The sequence below is a fragment of the Asaia sp. W19 genome, assembly GCF_003994335.1.
Lineage (GTDB): Bacteria > Pseudomonadota > Alphaproteobacteria > Acetobacterales > Acetobacteraceae > Asaia.
In genome coordinates this window covers 1-17,284 of the sequence record NZ_PNQZ01000086.1, presented here as the reverse complement: position 1 = coordinate 17,284, position 17,284 = coordinate 1, and the positions used below count along the sequence as shown (strand labels likewise).

15 protein-coding genes are annotated in these 17,284 nt (G+C 59.3%); 9 read left to right on the top strand and 6 right to left on the bottom strand.

Annotated elements, in window-relative coordinates; all coding sequences use genetic code 11:
• The first annotated feature begins 245 nt into the window (after positions 1-245).
• The 8 genes from C0V97_RS16385 (at position 246) to C0V97_RS16355 (ending at position 8,382) form a co-directional block, all read left to right on the top strand.
• A complete protein-coding gene (locus tag C0V97_RS16385) occupies positions 246-986 on the top strand; it encodes a DUF3313 family protein (RefSeq protein ID WP_233582085.1) in 741 nt (246 codons plus the stop codon).
• A gap of 81 nt (positions 987-1,067) precedes the next feature.
• Positions 1,068-1,217 (top strand): hypothetical protein, encoded by a 150-nt coding sequence (locus C0V97_RS18610; RefSeq protein ID WP_199751961.1) that lies wholly within the window; start codon positions 1,068-1,070, stop codon positions 1,215-1,217.
• A gap of 689 nt (positions 1,218-1,906) precedes the next feature.
• Positions 1,907-2,986 carry a multiple monosaccharide ABC transporter substrate-binding protein gene (gene chvE / locus C0V97_RS16380; protein ID WP_127103616.1) on the top strand — a complete coding sequence of 360 codons (1,080 nt, stop codon included), beginning with the start codon at positions 1,907-1,909 and terminating at the stop codon, positions 2,984-2,986.
• A 4-nt stretch (positions 2,987-2,990) separates the two neighbouring features.
• Positions 2,991-4,592 (top strand): multiple monosaccharide ABC transporter ATP-binding protein, encoded by a 1,602-nt coding sequence (gene mmsA / locus C0V97_RS16375; protein WP_127103615.1) that lies wholly within the window; start codon positions 2,991-2,993, stop codon positions 4,590-4,592.
• Between the two features lie 2 nt (positions 4,593-4,594).
• Positions 4,595-5,851: a multiple monosaccharide ABC transporter permease gene (gene mmsB / locus C0V97_RS16370; RefSeq protein ID WP_127103614.1), complete on the top strand. Its 1,257-nt coding sequence runs from the start codon at positions 4,595-4,597 to the stop codon at positions 5,849-5,851.
• A gap of 172 nt (positions 5,852-6,023) precedes the next feature.
• Complete coding sequence (locus C0V97_RS16365; RefSeq protein ID WP_127103613.1) at positions 6,024-6,284, top strand: hypothetical protein; 261 nt, start codon at positions 6,024-6,026, stop codon at positions 6,282-6,284.
• 5 nt (positions 6,285-6,289) lie between these two features.
• A complete protein-coding gene (locus C0V97_RS16360; RefSeq protein WP_127103612.1) occupies positions 6,290-7,717 on the top strand; it encodes a glutathionylspermidine synthase family protein in 1,428 nt (475 codons plus the stop codon).
• Positions 7,718-7,899: 182 nt separating this feature from the next.
• Positions 7,900-8,382, top strand: a complete 483-nt coding sequence (locus C0V97_RS16355; protein WP_127103611.1) for a hypothetical protein — start codon at positions 7,900-7,902, stop codon at positions 8,380-8,382.
• A 307-nt stretch (positions 8,383-8,689) separates the two neighbouring features.
• Here C0V97_RS16355 and C0V97_RS16350 read toward each other — a convergent pair whose 3' ends face one another.
• Positions 8,690-9,553: a peptidylprolyl isomerase gene (locus tag C0V97_RS16350; RefSeq protein ID WP_233582231.1), complete on the bottom strand. Its 864-nt coding sequence runs from the start codon at positions 9,551-9,553 to the stop codon at positions 8,690-8,692.
• A gap of 254 nt (positions 9,554-9,807) precedes the next feature.
• Here C0V97_RS16350 and C0V97_RS16345 point away from each other — a divergent pair, with 254 nt between their 5' ends.
• Positions 9,808-10,791 (top strand): hypothetical protein, encoded by a 984-nt coding sequence (locus C0V97_RS16345; RefSeq protein WP_127103609.1) that lies wholly within the window; start codon positions 9,808-9,810, stop codon positions 10,789-10,791.
• Positions 10,792-10,939: 148 nt separating this feature from the next.
• On the opposite strand, the gene C0V97_RS16340 is transcribed toward C0V97_RS16345, so the two are convergent.
• The 5 genes from C0V97_RS16340 to C0V97_RS16320 all read right to left on the bottom strand — a co-directional run bounded on the left by C0V97_RS16340 (position 10,940) and on the right by C0V97_RS16320 (position 17,061).
• The gene (locus C0V97_RS16340) at positions 10,940-11,284 is read right to left on the bottom strand and encodes a TfoX/Sxy family protein (protein WP_127103608.1); all 345 of its coding nucleotides are present in this window, start codon (positions 11,282-11,284) and stop codon (positions 10,940-10,942) included.
• 99 nt (positions 11,285-11,383) lie between these two features.
• Positions 11,384-14,539 carry an error-prone DNA polymerase gene (locus C0V97_RS16335; protein WP_127103607.1) on the bottom strand — a complete coding sequence of 1,052 codons (3,156 nt, stop codon included), beginning with the start codon at positions 14,537-14,539 and terminating at the stop codon, positions 11,384-11,386.
• Entirely contained in the window at positions 14,536-14,802 is a 267-nt protein-coding gene (locus tag C0V97_RS16330; protein WP_233582230.1) for a hypothetical protein, read from the bottom strand. Before C0V97_RS16330 ends, C0V97_RS16335 begins: the two co-directional genes overlap by 4 nt.
• Complete coding sequence (locus tag C0V97_RS16325; protein ID WP_127103606.1) at positions 14,802-16,385, bottom strand: DUF6504 family protein; 1,584 nt, start codon at positions 16,383-16,385, stop codon at positions 14,802-14,804. Before C0V97_RS16325 ends, C0V97_RS16330 begins: the two co-directional genes overlap by 1 nt.
• Positions 16,276-17,061, bottom strand: a complete 786-nt coding sequence (locus C0V97_RS16320; RefSeq protein WP_127103605.1) for an ImuA family protein — start codon at positions 17,059-17,061, stop codon at positions 16,276-16,278. Before C0V97_RS16320 ends, C0V97_RS16325 begins: the two co-directional genes overlap by 110 nt.
• Positions 17,062-17,284: the final 223 nt, after the last annotated feature.

Below are 17,284 nucleotides of genomic sequence, written 5' to 3'. Positions count from 1 at the left end.
GGGCCTGCCCTCGGCACGCACCATCATGCGCGCGCATGGCGGGGATATCATGATGCAGAACCGCCCCGAAGGTGGGCTCTGCGTACAGGTTTTTCTTCCCGCCAGCCCATGAATCGTCAATTGTTTCAGCGCGGGAATATGCAGGACATCAAGCAGCAAGAACCGGCCGTCAGAACAGGGTAAGCCTGCGGCCCCGGGAACATTCGATACAGGGCCGCTCCCCGAAAGATGGAGACGCCCTGTTCATGACCTGCCTTGCCCTTTCCCGACGTCCCTCCCTTCATGCCCCGCTTTTCTGGCGCCGATTGATCCTGCCCCTCACCATTTCCAGCATGGGTGCCCTGACCGCCTGCGCGGGACAGGGTACGACGAAAACAGGTTTCATCGCTCCCGAAACCTACGGCATGATGGTTCACCCCAAAGGACATAGCAATGATCTGGTCTATGCCGCCCCCGTTTCACCTGAGGAACGGTATCATTACGTGATGATTGATCACGCGCAGTGGCACCCCTCTGCCAAGGCTCCCCATCTGACCCCCAAGGCAGAAGCGCGCGTGACACAGGCCTTCGATGAGGAACTGCACAAGACGCTTGCCAAAGACTTCACGATCCTGCCGCCAGAGACACTCTCTCCTCCTCCCGGCACGCTGAGAATCCAGGCAGCAATCACCAATTTGCGCCGCAGCAAATGGTACTACAACGCCTTGCCCATCGTTGCCGGTTTTGCCGCAGGAGCGGCAGGCGGCGGCCTGCCGCCTATTCCACCCCCCGCACCGGGTGGCGCAAGCGAGGAGCTGGTTGCCCTCGATGCGTCGAACGGCAGGACGCTGATGGCCATCGCAACCTATAATAACGGCATGCCCTGGAACATGATGGGACAATGGCTGCCCTATGCCCATGCACGACGCGCCTTTCATCTCGCGGCAGTACTGATGGATGAGCAACTGCATCAGACGGGCATCGCCCCGCCCCCCATTCCCGGCTGAAGAACCCGGCTATCCCCGAGCTCGAACACGCATACCCAGTCCGATCCCCCCCCTGTTACGCCCATCGAAGGAGGAGAAACCATGCATCCGCTACGCCTAGCCATCAGACGCCACTGGCCTCTCCTGGGCCTGGTACTCAGTCGGGATACGCTGACGCTTCTCGAAACGCTCATCCCGGCCACTCTGGCGCGCCTCGCCCAATGGAGCGACAGTCTGGGACGTCGTATTTAGGCCCGCAGGAAGCCGCAGAGGAAGCGAAGCGCCATGACTGGATGTTGATACCGGGCCAGCCGGGCGTCAGCACCCAACGCCGGTCGGATCACCCCTGTCTGTGGCCCGTGCGACGGAGCGTTCTGAATACCCCCACCCTCTTTGGGACAGGAGCCGTCTGTCAAACCCGCGCATCGCATGTCTTTGGTGCCCTCCTCTGTTCCAAGCCTTCCCGACGCGGGCAGAAGGGAACGCGTCGGATCGGCGCACCGGCGCAAAACGGAAAAGGGGAACCTGAAGCCGGACAAGGTTGCGCATCGGCCGCCTTGGCTCGCCGGACCTCGTCCTGCCCAGCGCCCCTAAATCGGTGATAGGGCCGCTCCATGGAACGTGTGCAGGCGCGCGCCATGATCGCATCGTGACAGATCGTTTTCACGATCCCGTGAAGCGTTAATTCTGTTATTTCTAACATCGTAATGATATGATTATATCATGCAATGTTACGACGCACTATGTCGATCCGTCGGAACATCCTCTGTTTCTCTGGACGCTCACCCCCACAAGGCACCTTTCCGGACAGCGCTCTCCGCATCTCCTCATAGGCGCCCAGTTATCGTTAATTCCCCCCGGGCCCTGCCCACATCATGTCGTTGCCCAGTCGCCGAACGCCGTTTACCCGCGCCGCCGACTGCATTTTGGACAGTCACACCATGAGCAGAATCAGTATTGGTCTCGCCTCTTTTGCGCTGGTCACGACGGCCCTATTTGGCCCCCTTGCCACAGCCTCGGCCACGGCGGAGGACAAGCCCGTTGTGGGTATCGCCATGCCCACGAAATCATCCGCGCGCTGGATTGCCGACGGCAACAATATTGTCAAAACCCTTCAGTCGCGCGGTTATCGGACCGATCTGCAATATGCCGATGACGACGTGCCCAATCAGGTTTCGCAAATCGAGAACATGGTCGCCAAAGGTGACAAGGTGCTGGTGATCGCTGCCATCGACGGCACCACGCTCTCTGACACGCTGCACAAGGCTGCGCAGCGCGGGGTCAAGGTCATTGCTTATGACCGTCTCATCCGCAATTCACCCGACGTCAGCAATTATGCGACCTTCGACAATTTCCAGGTCGGCGTGCTTCAGGCGAGTTCCCTGGTCAAGGCGCTTGGCCTGCCCGACGCCAAGGGACCATTCAATATCGAGCTTTTTGGCGGCTCACCGGACGATAACAACGCCTATTTCTTCTTCAATGGCGCCATGTCAGTCCTCAAGCCCTATCTGGATAGCGGCAAACTGGTGATCCCTTCTGGCCAGAAGACCATGGACAAGGTCTCGACCCTGCGCTGGGACGGCGCCACCGCACAGTCACGCATGGATAATCTGCTGAGCGCCTATTACACCGACCGTCATCTCGACGCCGTGCTTTCCCCTTATGACGGCATCTCCATTGGCATCATATCCTCGCTCAAGGGCGTGGGCTATGGCAGTGGCGACACCAAGATCGCCTATGTCAGCGGGCAGGATTGCGAAATTCCTTCCGTCAAATCTATCCTTGCGGGCGACCAGTACTCCTCGATCTTCAAGGACACGCGCAAGCTGGCCGGCGTGACCGCCGACATGGTGGACGCCATGCTGGCGGGCAAGACGGTGCCTGTGAATGACACCAAGAGCTATAATAACGGTGTCAAGGTGGTGCCCGCCTATCTTCTGACGCCTGTGGTCGTGACCAAGGCCAATATCCGCCCGACCCTGATCGATAGCGGCTATTATACCGCAAGCCAGATCGAGTAGCGCCATGAGCCCCATTCTTGAAATGCGGAACATCGCCAAGCGTTTCGGTCCCGTAAAGGCCCTGAGCGATGTCAGTTTTTCGGTCGAACCCGGCGAAATTCATGCTCTTTGCGGTGAGAACGGCGCAGGCAAATCGACCCTGATGAAAATCCTGAGCGGGGTCTACCCCGCCGGGAGCTATGACGGGCAGATCGTTTTCGATGGCGAGGAGCGCCGCTTTGCCGATATCAACGGCTCGGAGGCGCTCGGCATCATCATCATCCACCAGGAACTGGCGCTCATCCCGCTGCTTTCGGTGCAAGAGAACATCTTCATAACCCACCCGCCAGGGCGTTTTGGTGTGATCGACCGCGACGTGGCGCGGGTTCGAGCACGGGATCTGATGCGTCAGGTCGGGCTGACAGAGGCCCCCGAGACGCTTGTGACTCATCTGGGCGTGGCCAAGCAGCAGCTCGTCGAGATCGCCAAGGCCCTCTCGAAAAAGGTACGTCTGCTCATTCTGGACGAACCGACAGCCAGTCTGAACGAGCGCGACAGCGCGGCGCTGCTCGATCTGCTCCTTGCCTTCAAGGCCGAGGGGCTGTCGTCCATTCTCATCTCGCACAAGCTGAACGAGATCTCCCGTGTCGCAGATCGTATCACCGTGCTGCGTGACGGACGCAGTGTCGGCACGATCGATTGCCGCAACGGTCCCGCAGATGAAGACGAAATCATCCGCCTGATGGTCAATCGCGATCTGGAACACCGCTACCCGCCCCATACGCCACGGATCGGCGAAATGCTGATGGAAGTGCATGACTGGTCAGCCTGGCACCCGCTTCATGCTGACCGCCAGGTGATACGCAATGTCGATTTCCATGTCCGCGCAGGTGAGATCGTGGGCATTGCCGGCCTCATGGGTGCGGGGCGCACAGAGTTTGCCATGAGCCTGTTCGGGCGCTCCTTCGGCACGCGCATATCGGGCGAGGTCACCATGCGCGGCAAGGCGGTGGATGTCTCGACCGTCAGCCGCGCCATCGCGGCTGGGCTCGCCTATGTCACCGAGGATCGCAAGGAACTCGGACTGCATCTGAGCAACGAGATACGCCATAACATCTCCCTCGCCGAGCTACGCGGCATTGCCCGTCATGGCGTGATCGACGAGATCGCCGAGCTGCGTATCGCGCAGGATTACCGCGCCAAGATGCGCATACGCTCGCCGGATGTGCAGCAGATGGCGGGCAAGTTGTCGGGTGGCAACCAGCAGAAGGTGGTGCTGTCCAAATGGCTCTTCACCAATCCAGACGTGCTCATTCTGGACGAACCCACGCGCGGCATCGATGTGGGGGCCAAATACGAGATCTATGCCCTGATCCAGCAAATGGCCGATAGCGGTCGCGGCTGCGTGGTCATCTCATCCGAAATGCCCGAGTTGCTCGGTATCTGTGACCGTATCTGCGTGATGAATGAGGGGCGTTTCGTAGGCGAGTTCACCCGCGAAGAGGCCAGTCAGGAAAAGATCATGCGCGCCATCGTGCGCAGCACAACAGAGTCCATGCCCATTTCCACCATCCCGAGCGAAACAGCCAACCTCGCTGTGTCCTCACTTGCTGCGGGAGCATCATGACCATGAGCGAGCATATCCTTCTCCCCGGCAACCCGCTTTCTCCTGCGGGTGACACCAGCCCAACGGGTGGAGCGCCGGGCGGCCATAAGCTGGGCAACAGCGCGATGGGGCGGTTTATACGCAACAATCTGCGCGAATACGGGATGTTCATTTCGCTAGTCGCGATCGGTCTGTTTTTCGAGATCATGACCAATGGCACATTGCTGCGCCCCCTCAACCTGACCAATCTGGTGCTCCAGAACAGCTATATCGTCATCATGGCGCTGGGCATGTTGCTGGTGATCATCTCGGGTCATATCGATTTGTCGGTCGGATCCGTCGCCGGGTTTACCGGAGCCGTGGCAGCTGTGCTGATGGTGCAGTGGCACTGCAATGTGGTGGTGACCACTCTGACCTGCCTTGCCACCGGGGCACTGATCGGTGCAGCGCAGGGCTACTGGATCGCCTATTTCAAGATCCCTTCCTTTATCGTGACTCTTGCGGGCATGCTGGTGTTCAAGGGGCTGGCGCTGGCCCTGCTGGGCGGACAATCCCTTGGGCCGTTCTCTACCGTATTCCAGAAGCTTTCATCCGGCTTCATACCTGAATTTCTGCCCAAGATTGGCCCCTACAACCCGACCTCGCTGATTCTGGGCGTCATCGTTGCTGCGGCGATGGTGGTTGGTGCAGCACGTGCCCGCGCGCGCTACCAGCGCAACGAAATCGATGTCGAGCCCATGCCCCTCTTCATCGGCAAGAATATCGCGGTGTTCGGGATCATCGTCTATCTGGCGACCCTGGTTTCCAGCTATCGCGGTCTGCCCAATGTGCTGATCATCATGGCCATGCTGATCGCGCTCTACAGCTTCGTGACCAGCCGCACCACGCTGGGAAGGCAGATTTATGCGGTGGGCGGCAATGTACGCGCAGCGGCGCTTTCAGGCATACGCACCGAACGCCTCACCTTCCTGACCTTTGTGAACATGGGCGTCCTCGCAGCCCTTGGCGGCCTGATTTTCGCGGCCCGCCTGAACACGGCCACACCCAAGGCGGGACTCGGCTTCGAACTCGATGTAATTGCCGCATGCTTCATCGGCGGCGCTTCGGCCTATGGCGGTGTGGGCCGGGTTGGCGGGGCCGTGATCGGCGCCATGATCATGGGCCTCATGAATAACGGCATGTCGATCCTGGGTATCGGCATCGACTACCAGCAGGTGCTCAAGGGGCTGGTGCTTCTGGGTGCTGTTTGCGTGGATGTCTATAACCAGCGCAGAGCCTGACCAATACGCGCCTTTTGGCACCGGCAGGTTACCGTGTGATGCCTCAGGTTTTACCTGAATGTCTCGAACGGTCGCTTGCCATACCTTCCCTGCCTTCGGTCTCCACGCTAGGTTAAGAGCCAGTGTATTCCATCATCGGAGAATAAAAGGCAGGACGGTGGAGCGTTTGGGCGTGGGCCTTTTCATGATCGCTGCGGGGCTGATGATCATCTTTCCCCGCATCAATCCGATCGGCTTTTTCGCCGCCAACGATGAATCCTGCTCCCATGACCGCAACGGCGCCTCGCCCCAGCAGGAATGCGACAAGGGCAACGGACCCGCTGCTGGCGGCGTAGGCAGAGCCCGCGAGAATATGCCCGCCGAAGAAGTGCGATCCGCTGGCAATGCTGGTTTCGGTGAAAGTGCTTCTGCCCATGTTTCGGGTGGCGAATAGCCACCATGGTCCTTCTGCGCCGTGTCAGGATACGCCCGCGCCCGGACTGGACAGACCAGGCCGACCATCTGGGATACACCTATTATCGCAATGATGATGGCAGCAATGCCTGGCGCGAGGATGTTCGATACGAATTTGACCATGCCGCGCTCAGCCTCATCGCGAAAACGGCGGAATCACTGCACCGCCTTTGTCTGGAACTGCTCGCTGATATCATCCCGCGTCCCGGCGGTCTGGACGCATTTCATATTCCGCGCGCGGCGCAGGATGTGGTGAGAGATTCATGGTATCGCGGCGACCCGTTCCTCCTCGGCAGGTTCGATCTCGCGTGGGGCGATGGGCAGCCGAAGCTGATCGAATATAATGCCGATACGCCGGCAACCTTGCCGGAGAGCACCCTTATGCAGACGGCATGGCATGTGGAATGCGGCGATACCCATGCGCAGGCACCTCTGGACTCCGCCGCGATCGTGGACAGGCTGACTGCCCTTTATAAGGGGGGGCATCTCGACCGCGTCGTCCATATCGTTTCTTATCCGGACAATCTCGAAGATATTGTCCATGCGCGGTTCTATGAACACTGGGTTGCTCAGGCGGGTCTGGAGCCAATTCATTGCGCGTTGCGGGATCTTGAGATCTCCATCGGAGGGCAGCTTCTGTACCAGGGGGTGATCGTGCGCGGCATGATCCGCATGTATCCATGGGAACTCATGTTCAGAGACGAAGGGGTTCGCCACCTACGCTCCTGCAAATGTCATTTCCTGAACCCACCCTGGACCTCTTTGCTCTCCAACAAGGCGCTCCTTCCTGCCTTGTGGGAACGTTTTCCCGGCCATCCCAATCTGCTCGAGGCGTCCACAAGCCCCGACCGTCTCAGGGTCGCCCCCCCGGACTTTGTAGTCGAGAAGCCAATTCATGCACGCGGAGGTGAGAATATCCGTATCCTCGACAGCAGCGGCGTTCTCCATGCGGAGGGGGGGAGCTATGGCGACTATCCGAAGATATATCAGAAATTCGCCGATCATCGGATTGATGGCGTTACCGCCTCGATCGGTGCCTGGATCATCGGCAAGCGTTTCGGAGGGGTAACCATGCGTGAGAGCGCAGACACTGTCATCCGGCACAGTTCACCTATCGTGCCGCATATCGTTCTCAAGCGCGCGGGGCTGGCAAAGTTTTCGGTGCCTGAAGAGTGCGTCAAAGCAGAAAACGGCGATGTGAGCAAAGCCCCCTCGGTCCAGGCGCGAGACGACATCACCATGGATCGCATTGATAGACTGCGTACGGCAAACGACGCGCATTCCGTATCCAATACGAACAGATTTCCTATTTGCGAGATTCAACCCGAACCCAACGCCCAATATTCTGGCTCGACGACACGTTCATACTGTTGCATTCGGGAATCACGGGAGATGCGTTGGCGCTCGACCTGAGTCGCTGCAGCAGGGGCGATGTCTTGACCTCTTCTCGAACATCTCCTCCTTAAGTGCTTTTGATCAAACTGATCTTTCTCAAACCATAGTAGCCTTCGAGACGAAGCCCTATGTCACCATCCTGTTAAAGCCAGAGCTGGTTACTGCTCTGAAAACCAATAAGAATAGTGCGCGAGACATTCATGAACACCCACCGTAGCTGGACTTTGATCGCCGCTGCCTGTTGCAGTCTTCTGGCCGCGCTGGTGCATCTGGGCTGCATCTGGATTGGCCCCAGCTGGTACCGCACCATGGGTGCCGGCGAAACCATTGCCCGGATGGCTGCCGCCGGTGATTCGTACACGACGGTAATCACCTTGATAATCGCCACGATACTGACAGTCTGGGGCGCTTACGCCCTTTCAGGCGCGGGTGTGCTGCCAGCGCTACCGTTCTTACGACCCGCGCTTTGCGCCATCACAGCCTTCTATCTTTTACGCGGTGTCGCATTCGCGCCTATGCAACTCTGGTTTCCCGGCCGGAGCGCGCATTTCTGGCTATGGAGCTCCTCTATCTGCTTCATCATCGGTGTTCTCCATCTTGCAGGCTTGCACCAGATATGGAGCAGGCTCAGGACTTCAGGTTCACGGGTTGATCATGATGCTACCGCCGGGACTGATGGCTAAAAAAGCCCGACCAACTATCTATCCCATAATGGATCAAACAATATTCTGCCCCAGGGGAGAACGAGAGCGCCTCGAGCATGAACGCCATCTGACAGGCGGATCACAGCGCTCCGTTTGGGCCTCTCTCCCTACTCGGACTCTCTGCCCGCGCCCTCTTTCATCATCGCTCTTCCCCACCGCTCTATCGTCTGAGAGTGTTTGGTCAGAGGCCACAACTCTCCCCCCATATCAGCGAAAATTGCGGGCGGTCATGTAAGCCCTCTTCGCGTGACATCCTCTGTCGCCCCTTCCCTTCGAAAGGTAGGGCTTATTTTTTCTCCCGCGCCGGAACGGGTACATTACAGAGCGCAACCCCTTTTGCCGGGCGGACGAAAAAGGGGTCATGCCGTGCGGCACGAGCCGCCATATAAGCGTGAAAAGACGGGCTGTCCGTGCGCATGACCTGCATGGTCGGCCGCAGGGATGCGGGAAGATCGGCGGCAAGCGTCACGCCTGAAATCGTCACGTTCTGACGTGAATCAGTATAAAATCCGAGCGGCCCGGTGCCGCGTGGCAGCGCGCCCAGACGCTCCATGCCTTCAAGCACGCGCCCGATAACCGCGAGGTTACGATCGAGTTGACGCGGGGCCTCACCGTTGACCACATAGAGCTCACGTCCGTCTCCCGTATCGGGGGGCATGTCCCGACCGACACCGACCACGCCATAGCACTGAGCTGGCCAGATTTGCCCGCCCTCCCGGCCTACCAACCAGCCCGAGGCAATGCCAGATTGTGCGGCATAAGGGTCCGGATAGGGCAGCGCCATATAATCAAGTCCGGCAAGGGGGCGCTCATATTCTGCGCCCGGATGCGCAACAAATCCGTTGGGCAAAGGTGCCGCCTCATCGCGTACGCGCCACTGCACCACATAATTATCCTGCACACGAATGATGGCGCCCTGGTCCCACTGATGGGACTGGGCAAGACGCACGACATTGGCCACATGCACAGGGGCAAATTCAGGCGCGAGTTCGATCACGACCCGCCCGCCATCGGCCAGCTTCATGACCAGGAGACGCTCCGGCGCGACATCACGCCAGGCAGCATTCGGTGCCTGGGCGACAATCTCAGCCGGACTTGGCGCGGCTGCGGCAGCCGCCAGGCCAGGAAAAAGAAGGATCAGAGCAGGCAAGATAAGGCGCATGTCATGACATTGCGCTCACAGGGCAATCCTGCACAAGACCTTGCAAACACAGACCATGTTCGAAATTCCTGCCCTGAGCGTTACTATTTTGCGCCTGAATGGCGGACCAGAGCCTCTCACCTCGAAGGGAGGCTGATTTTTCTTGCTCAGGCTTTGATCCACTCACTAACCTCAGCGATCTTGTGCAGCATATCCCAACGGAATTCCCGTATCAGCCTCCCAGGAAAGGCCCCGTCGAGCCCATGAAGAGAAAACGTGCCGCCCTCACCGCGTGGCTGCTGATTTTCTACTCTTCACAACATGCTCGATCTGCCGAGATTACCATTCCGACAGTGTATGAGGCGGGGCATTTCTTCGCAGTGCCTGTCACCGCTCAGGGTCAGACCCTTCGCTTTGTTGTGGATACAGGAGGGGGAGGTGGAGCGGGCTTGATGTTGATCACACCAGAAGCTGCCGAGAAAATCTATGCTCCCACTTATCGCTGCGACGATATTGCTACGGGCCGGATGATCATGAAATGGCCGGAATTCACGGACGCAGCGGGGTTACCTCACCCGCCGTTGCAGACACCCTGCAACGCCATGGCTCTTGTTGTACCCATCAAGACAGGCAGGTTCGTCGAAGATGGCATAATCGGCGGAGGGTATCTGCCCCAGTTCCGCGCCTGGCATTTCAATTATCCTGATAGGCGCCTCTCGGTTGAAGATGCCGACTGGAAAATACCGTATGGGAAAACAGTTATCCCGCTGGGATTTCCGAAAAATGCGCAGGGAATACATACTGGCCCATTCCCGAGCGTCGAGATGCAAGTCGACGGACACACCATTGCCATGCTGCTCGATACAGGAGCCACTGCCATGCAGACTGCGGCGGGCCTGAAGGCGACCGGTGCCCCGCAGATGCATGGGCAAGGAACGACTTCATACATCACAACAAGCGTCATGAACGCATGGCACAAGATGCATCCGGACTGGCCCGTTGTCGTGAATGGTGACAGCTTGATGCCTGCACGGTTGATTGAGGTCCCACAGATAAAGTTCGGCCCCTATCCCATCAGTCACGTGTGGTTCACCGAACGACCGGATGGAAATTTCGGCATGCATGGCGTGGGGCAGTATATGGATCGTGAAATTCAGGGTGCTTTAGGCGCAAATGTCCTGAGCCATTTCGATATGGTCATCGATTATCGTCACGATTGCCTTGTTCTTTTAAGCAAGCCGATTTGAGGAGAGTAAGGCCACCATCACCAAGCACTCATCATCACCGGGCCAAAAACCCGATGACAATCACGCCCCATAGACCGCGCCAATACCGAGTCCTGGAGGCGTCAGATCCTTTTCTAGACGCCACCTGAAGAGCCCATGCCTCCTTCCCCTATCGACGCGGCTTTCTGGCAGGCAGACCGGTGACACAGCACGCTACCCAGATTTTCAGCTCATCAGGGCGCGTATGCAGAGACTCCGGCACAACAACGTAGGTCTTGCTGGGAGCGCTTTCAGGCTCATAACGCAGGGCACATGCACCGGGGAGTGCCAGAAGGGCCTCACGATCCTTGCCGCTCATCTTCAAAGCCAGACCGATATCAGAGAGGGAGGCAAAAACCTTGCCGCCCGCATAGCCCATGATCCCGCCGAACATGGGCTTGAAGGACAAATCAAATTCCGCCAGCTCCGGGATCATCAGTATTTTCTGCAGATTTGCAGGATCATAAATCGTCATATCACCCCATCCCTAACATTTTTTCTTTTGAATAAGTAAAGTAACAAAAAAAAAACGATATTGGGATCTTCTTGTAAATTTTACAAATATTTATGCGTTTTAATGGAAATCGCGGGCCTTTAACCGCGGTGATACCGATCCCTCCTCTGCCTCAGACACGGCAATAGAACGCATCAGAGGTGTCAGATCCTCCAGACGCTGCATCACCACGTGAATGACCTCTCCTTCACGCTGGAGCATACCATGACAGGCCACCGCATTGACGCCAATCACGATGCGACGCTGGGCTTCGGCGCGGTCTTTCCAGATGATGATGTTGGCTGTGCCGGTCTCATCCTCCAGCGTCATGAACATCACGCCATGGGCCGTTCCAGGACGCTGTCGCATGAGCACCAGACCTGGTACCACCACGCGACTCCCATCGCGCAACCGACGCAGATCGGCGCAGGTAACCATGCCACGCGCGGAAAATCGGGGACGCAGAAAAGCCATCGGGTGCTGGCGCAGGGTCAGACCGAGCGTGTTGTAGTCTTCCACGACTTCACGGCCTTCGCTCATGGGGCGGGGCGTATAATCGGGTTCGATCATTTCGGGCCCGGGTCTGTTGAGCTTGCGATCGGCCGCGGCAAAAAGCGGCAGAACCGTATCGGCTAGCCCCTTGATGGCCCAGAGTGCCGCCCGACGATCAAGGTCGAGGCTGCGAAAGACATCGGCAGCCGCCAGCGCTTCGAGCGCGGAAACAGGAATATTCGCGCGACGCCAGACATCATCGAGGGATTCATAGGCTGGAAAGCGATTGGCGATCAGTTTCGCCGCATGCTTGTTCGAGAGGCCTTTCACAAAGCGAAATCCCAGACGAACGGCCAGTGTCGGCCTGCCCCGGTCAGGCTCGAGCGCACAATCCCAGCGCGAGGCATTGATGTCTATGGCATGTACGGTCACCCCATGCTCGCGCGCATCGCGCACTACCTGGGCTGGGGCGTAAAAACCCATGGGCTGCGAGTTGAGCAGGGCCGTACAAAAAACATCGGGATGATGGCATTTCAGATAGTTAGAGACATAGGCCACAAGTGCGAAACTGGCGGCATGGCTCTCGGGAAAGCCATAGGACCCGAAGCCCTCAAGCTGGCGGAAGGTGCGCTCGGCAAACTCGCGGTCATAATGATTGGCGACCATCCCCTCGATCAGCTTTGTCCGAAAATGCGACACTCCACCGGTAAATTTAAAGGTCGCCATGGAGCGGCGTAGCTGATCGGCCTCACCAGGGGTGAACCCGGCGCAGGCGATGGCCACCTGCATGGCCTGTTCCTGAAAAAGGGGCACGCCCAGCGTCTTGCCAAGAATCTGCTCGAGTTCCGGCTTGGGATAATCCGGTAGTTCGACACCGTCACGACGACGCAGATAGGGATGCACCATATCGCCCTGAATAGGACCGGGGCGCACGATGGCTACCTGAATGACCAGATCATAGAAGGTCTTCGGCTTGAGGCGCGGCAGCATGGACATCTGGGCGCGGCTCTCTATCTGGAACGTACCCAACGTATCGGCACGACGGATCATGGCGTAGGTGGCGGGATCTTCAGGCGGCACCGAGGCCATGTCGAGCTGACGGATGCGATGCTGGGCCAGCAGCTCGAAACCACGGCGCAGACAGCCCAGCATGCCGAGACCCAGAACATCGACCTTCATGAATTTGAGAATATCGATATCGTCCTTGTCCCAGACGATGATCTGGCGGTCCTCCTTGGCAGCAGGCTGAATGGGCACGAGTTCGTCCAGCCGGTCGCGCGTCAGCACGAAACCACCCGGATGCGTGCCGAGCTGGCGCGGTATGCCCACAAGCTCGGCAGCCACACGCAGGGTCAGGGCCAGACGCCTGTCCGACAGATTGAGATTCAGCTCTGCCGCGCGCGCCTTGAGTTGCTCGGGGTCTCCCAGAGAAGAGGCGAGATATTTCGAGAGCAGACCCAGAAGATCCTCGCTCAGCCCCAGCACCTTGCCTGTTTCACGTAGGGCGCCCTTGGGACGATAACGCATGAGTGTAGCGCAAAGCGCCGAATGGCTGCGGCCATAGCGGCGATAGATCCATTGGATGATCTCATCACGCCGGTCGCTTTCGAAATCGACATCGATATCGGGCGGCTCGCGACGCTCTGCGGAAATGAATCGCTCGAACAGGAGCCCAGAGCGCACTGGATCGATAGCCGTGATGCCCAGCACGTAACAAATGGCGGAATTGGCAGCCGAGCCCCGCCCCTGACAAACGATCTCGAGCGCACGCGCCTGATGTACGATGCTGTGAACAGTCAGGAAATAGGGCGCGTAATCGAGCGAACCTATGAGCGCGAGTTCATGGGCGATCTGTTTTCTGACCGCCTCGCTCGCTCCGGCCGGATAGCGCCGTGGCAAGGCGTCGCGCACGAGCCGGGCCAGAGTCTGCTGCGGGGTTTCGTCCGGCCGGTCGGTCTCCTGCGGATATTGATAACAAAGATCCTCCATCGAGAAGCGACAATGCGCCTCGATCTCGGCCACACGCCCAAGGGCTTCGGGAAAGGCTTCATAGAGCTGCGCCAGAGAAACTGGCGTTTTGAGTGCGCGGTCAGCGTGAATTTCGCGCTGTCCGCCCAATGTCTCCAATGTGCAGTTCTCGCGGATAGCCGTCACGACATCCTGCAACACATGGCAGCGCGCCTCATGATAGAGCACGTCCCCCGTGACCACGGCTGCCACGTTGCAGGCAGTCGCCAGTATCTCCAGCTCCCGCAGCCGCAGCAGATCACCGGGCGCACTGCGATATGCCAGCCCGCAATAGACAGGCTGACCAAGGGCAGCCCTCATACGGGCAAGATGGCGGAGTTGCTGCTGCGCCTGCGCATCCGGCTGATCGGGCAGCAGGACCAGAACCAGATTCTGTGCCCCCTGGAGCAGATCGTCCCAGCCAAGCGAGAAAATCTCACGCGCACCCCGTCGATGCCCGAGTGTCAGCAGGCGACAGAGCGCCCCCCATCCTACCCGATCGACCGGATAGGCCAGAAGCGTCGATCCATCGAGCAGATCAAGTCGACACCCGGGCAAAAGCCGCAAGCCGCTTTGCCGCGCCGCATCATGCGCACGCACCATGCCCGCCACGGAATGACGATCAGTCAAAGCCAGCGCCCTGTGACCCTGCGCATGGGCAACGGAAAACAGGTCATGCGGGGAACTGACGCCACGCAAAAAGGAATAATAGGAGGTCACATGGAGCGGGGTCGTCATGCCCCCTTCCCTCCTGACGAATCATGGGGATGATGGTGCCCGCTCGTATCATGCGCCACGGTATCGGCACGCTTCATGAGCACAAAACCACAGCGCGCCAGATGCGCCACCAGGCGCTCGGCCACGAGGGTTGCCATGAGTTCATCAGCATCATGCACGCGGCGGCGGCCGTCAAAACGCAGCGCATGGGTCAGAGCATCGGCTATTTCCCGTGGCTCGGCGGGACGCATGAGCGACAGGAGGAAAGCGAGATCCTGCGTCATCAAAACACCCCATGGACGAACCAGGCGCCGTCGCCCGACCAGGGATTCTGACCGTCACCCCGGCGAAAAAGCCAGAAACGGTCTCCTTCTTCTGTTTCCACAATCCAGTAATCGCGTATGGCCCCGGCCTGAACAGGATGCTGCCACCAGGCCCCATGCAACCGCTCCGGTCCGTCTGCCCCACGGACACGCAGCATCTGCCCCTGCCAGACAAAGCGCCTTGGGCTGTCATCCTCGGCCAGGGCGGGCGGCGCAATGGCACAAGGCGCGGCAAAAAGGCGGACAGGACGCGGCCAAAGGCGCGGAAAACCGTCCTGGGCCGTGCCGGACCAGGAGGACGCCGGTGTTCTGGAAACAGTCGGAAGACGCGCCAATCTGACGACAGGCTTCTGGGCCTCTTCCGGAAAAGGACTATCCGTTGCTGCCAGATGGTAGATCCCCCGCAATCCCGGCCTGTTGCGCAGACGCTCCGCCAGTTCGACCAGCATGGCCGGCATCTGTTGCTCCTCCGGGTCGGTGAGAGCAGAGGGATTGAGGGCGGGGGTTTCATCTGCGGGCTGGCGAGGCTCCGCATGATCGACATGCAGGCTCATCACTTCAATGCCAAAACCCGGATCGATCGTTTCAATACGTTCCTGAAACAGACGACTCAGACGCGACGGATCACTGACTGGCTCCGAGGTTCCCACACGAATGGCCTGGGTCACGTCATCCACGCGCTGACAGAGCAGATCAAGCCTGCGTGCCCCCAGCCCCATTTTCTGCAACAGGGCTGCCATGTCATCGCACAGAACCGTCACGACATGGAGCAGGCTTTCGGCTGTGCCAATCGGCTCCAGCAGAGCACGTTTCACGTGCAGCGCTGCGACAGGCCGATCGAAACACAGCGCCTCCTTTTCCTGCCCCAGCGCCTGATCGAGCCGGAACAGAGGCTCCATGCCAAAACGCCGCGTCAGCGAGGCGCGTGGCACGGCGCGCAGATCTGATACGCGCGTAATCCCCATAAGACTGAGCCCCGCCTGTATCTCAGGGGTCAGACGCAGGGCGGCAACGGGTAGTCCGGCCAGAGCCAGAGCACTCTCTCCCGGCGGAACGCAAGTCAGTTGCTGATCCCCATGACGCGCCAAAGCATGAGCGGCCCCTGCAGTATCGGCCAGAGCCGCACGCATGTCGTGGCCGCGCTCGGCCAGACGATCTCTCAGAGCCTCCAGCATGCGCGCCTCGCCGCCGAAAAGATGCGCGCATCCTGTGCTGTCGATCCAGAGCCCTTCAGGTGGATCGGCTGCCACAAGTGGCGAAAAGCATCGGCACCATTCGGCCAGCTTCTGCAAGCCACGTGCATCGCGCTCAGGTGTGACGGGATGCGTGGCCAGATCAGGTACAAGGCTGCGCGCCATGGCGAGAAACTGCCCTTTTTGCACCCCAGACTCCAAAGCGGCCCGATTGACCGCCACGATCTTGCGGCTCTGGCCATCACGCCCATACAGCGCCAGCGGCAAGGCCGGGTCGCTGTGGGGATGGGCCTTGTGCCAGAGCGTCGTGTGCCAGTGCGGCAGCCAGAGGGAGAGCAGACGGCGCGGCATAATCTGTACCGATCCTCCAGGACAGGGCCTCGCCCCCGCGACGACGCAGCAAGGACAAGGAAAAGGCTTCGGCAAAAGGCAGCAGGGCACGACGCCCAAGAAAGACAGGATCAGAAGGCGCCGCACCTACGCGCCAGCGTGTCCAGCACGCATTGGGGGAGAGCGGCCGGTCATGCCGATGCAGCACGAAGCCGGTTGCTGCGGAATTCTCGGCCGCCAGATGCAAACGGCGCGAGGCTGTCAGGGAAAGAGGCTCGATGAGATCGGCCACCACGGCCGTGATGCCACGCGTACGCAGCACATCTTCCATGGTGCCCACCAGACGCATGGGCTCTGCCTCGACACAAAGCAGACGCCCGGAATCCAGACCGGCGGCTTCCAGACCGGCCAGGGTCAACGCCCCCTGCCCCGATGCCGCAGGAACGATCCAGATGACCGGCCCCGTCGCCCGCGCCAGGACGCGAGCAATGAAATAGGTCGGCCTGGCACAGAGCACGCGATCATGCCCCGCTCCCAGAAATTCATGCACGACGCCACGACGCAATCCGCCCCTGAGCGCGGCATCCACCGGCGGAAGCCCCATTTCCAGGTAAAGCGCGGCAAAATTCTTCTGATAACGCTGCTCTATCCGTGCCACGCTGTCGCGCAGCAAAGCCATGCCTGCCTTGTTCTTCATGACTGGAGCCTCCTTTCGATTCTGGCCGTATCATACGAACAAAACAGGAACAACCATCTTGGTTGCATGGCATCGGGACGCGGTATCGTGAGGCGCCGCCAAGACGCCTCCGGTTGTTTTTCAGAATCAGACAGTTGGATGCCCTTATGTCAGGCGGGATGCTTTCGAACTGTCAGCCACTTTTTTCAGGAAGCGTTGAAATCGCAACGTGCCCTGGCGCGCC

What these genes read in the sequence shown, in the direction of transcription:
- C0V97_RS16330 (WP_233582230.1), bottom strand. Translation starts at nt 14,802, where the DNA reads ATGACGCAGGATCTCGCTTTCCTCCTGTCGCTCATGCGTCCCGCCGAG.
- C0V97_RS16360 (WP_127103612.1), top strand. Translation starts at nt 6,290, where the DNA reads ATGGTCCTTCTGCGCCGTGTCAGGATACGCCCGCGCCCGGACTGGACA.
- C0V97_RS16320 (WP_127103605.1), bottom strand. Translation starts at nt 17,061, where the DNA reads ATGAAGAACAAGGCAGGCATGGCTTTGCTGCGCGACAGCGTGGCACGG.
- C0V97_RS16385 (WP_233582085.1), top strand. Translation starts at nt 246, where the DNA reads ATGACCTGCCTTGCCCTTTCCCGACGTCCCTCCCTTCATGCCCCGCTT.
- C0V97_RS16335 (WP_127103607.1), bottom strand. Translation starts at nt 14,539, where the DNA reads ATGACGACCCCGCTCCATGTGACCTCCTATTATTCCTTTTTGCGTGGC.
- C0V97_RS16355 (WP_127103611.1), top strand. Translation starts at nt 7,900, where the DNA reads ATGAACACCCACCGTAGCTGGACTTTGATCGCCGCTGCCTGTTGCAGT.
- C0V97_RS16345 (WP_127103609.1), top strand. Translation starts at nt 9,808, where the DNA reads ATGAAGAGAAAACGTGCCGCCCTCACCGCGTGGCTGCTGATTTTCTAC.
- mmsB (WP_127103614.1), top strand. Translation starts at nt 4,595, where the DNA reads ATGAGCGAGCATATCCTTCTCCCCGGCAACCCGCTTTCTCCTGCGGGT.
- C0V97_RS16340 (WP_127103608.1), bottom strand. Translation starts at nt 11,284, where the DNA reads ATGACGATTTATGATCCTGCAAATCTGCAGAAAATACTGATGATCCCG.
- chvE (WP_127103616.1), top strand. Translation starts at nt 1,907, where the DNA reads ATGAGCAGAATCAGTATTGGTCTCGCCTCTTTTGCGCTGGTCACGACG.
- C0V97_RS18610 (WP_199751961.1), top strand. Translation starts at nt 1,068, where the DNA reads ATGCATCCGCTACGCCTAGCCATCAGACGCCACTGGCCTCTCCTGGGC.
- C0V97_RS16325 (WP_127103606.1), bottom strand. Translation starts at nt 16,385, where the DNA reads ATGCCGCGCCGTCTGCTCTCCCTCTGGCTGCCGCACTGGCACACGACG.
- mmsA (WP_127103615.1), top strand. Translation starts at nt 2,991, where the DNA reads ATGAGCCCCATTCTTGAAATGCGGAACATCGCCAAGCGTTTCGGTCCC.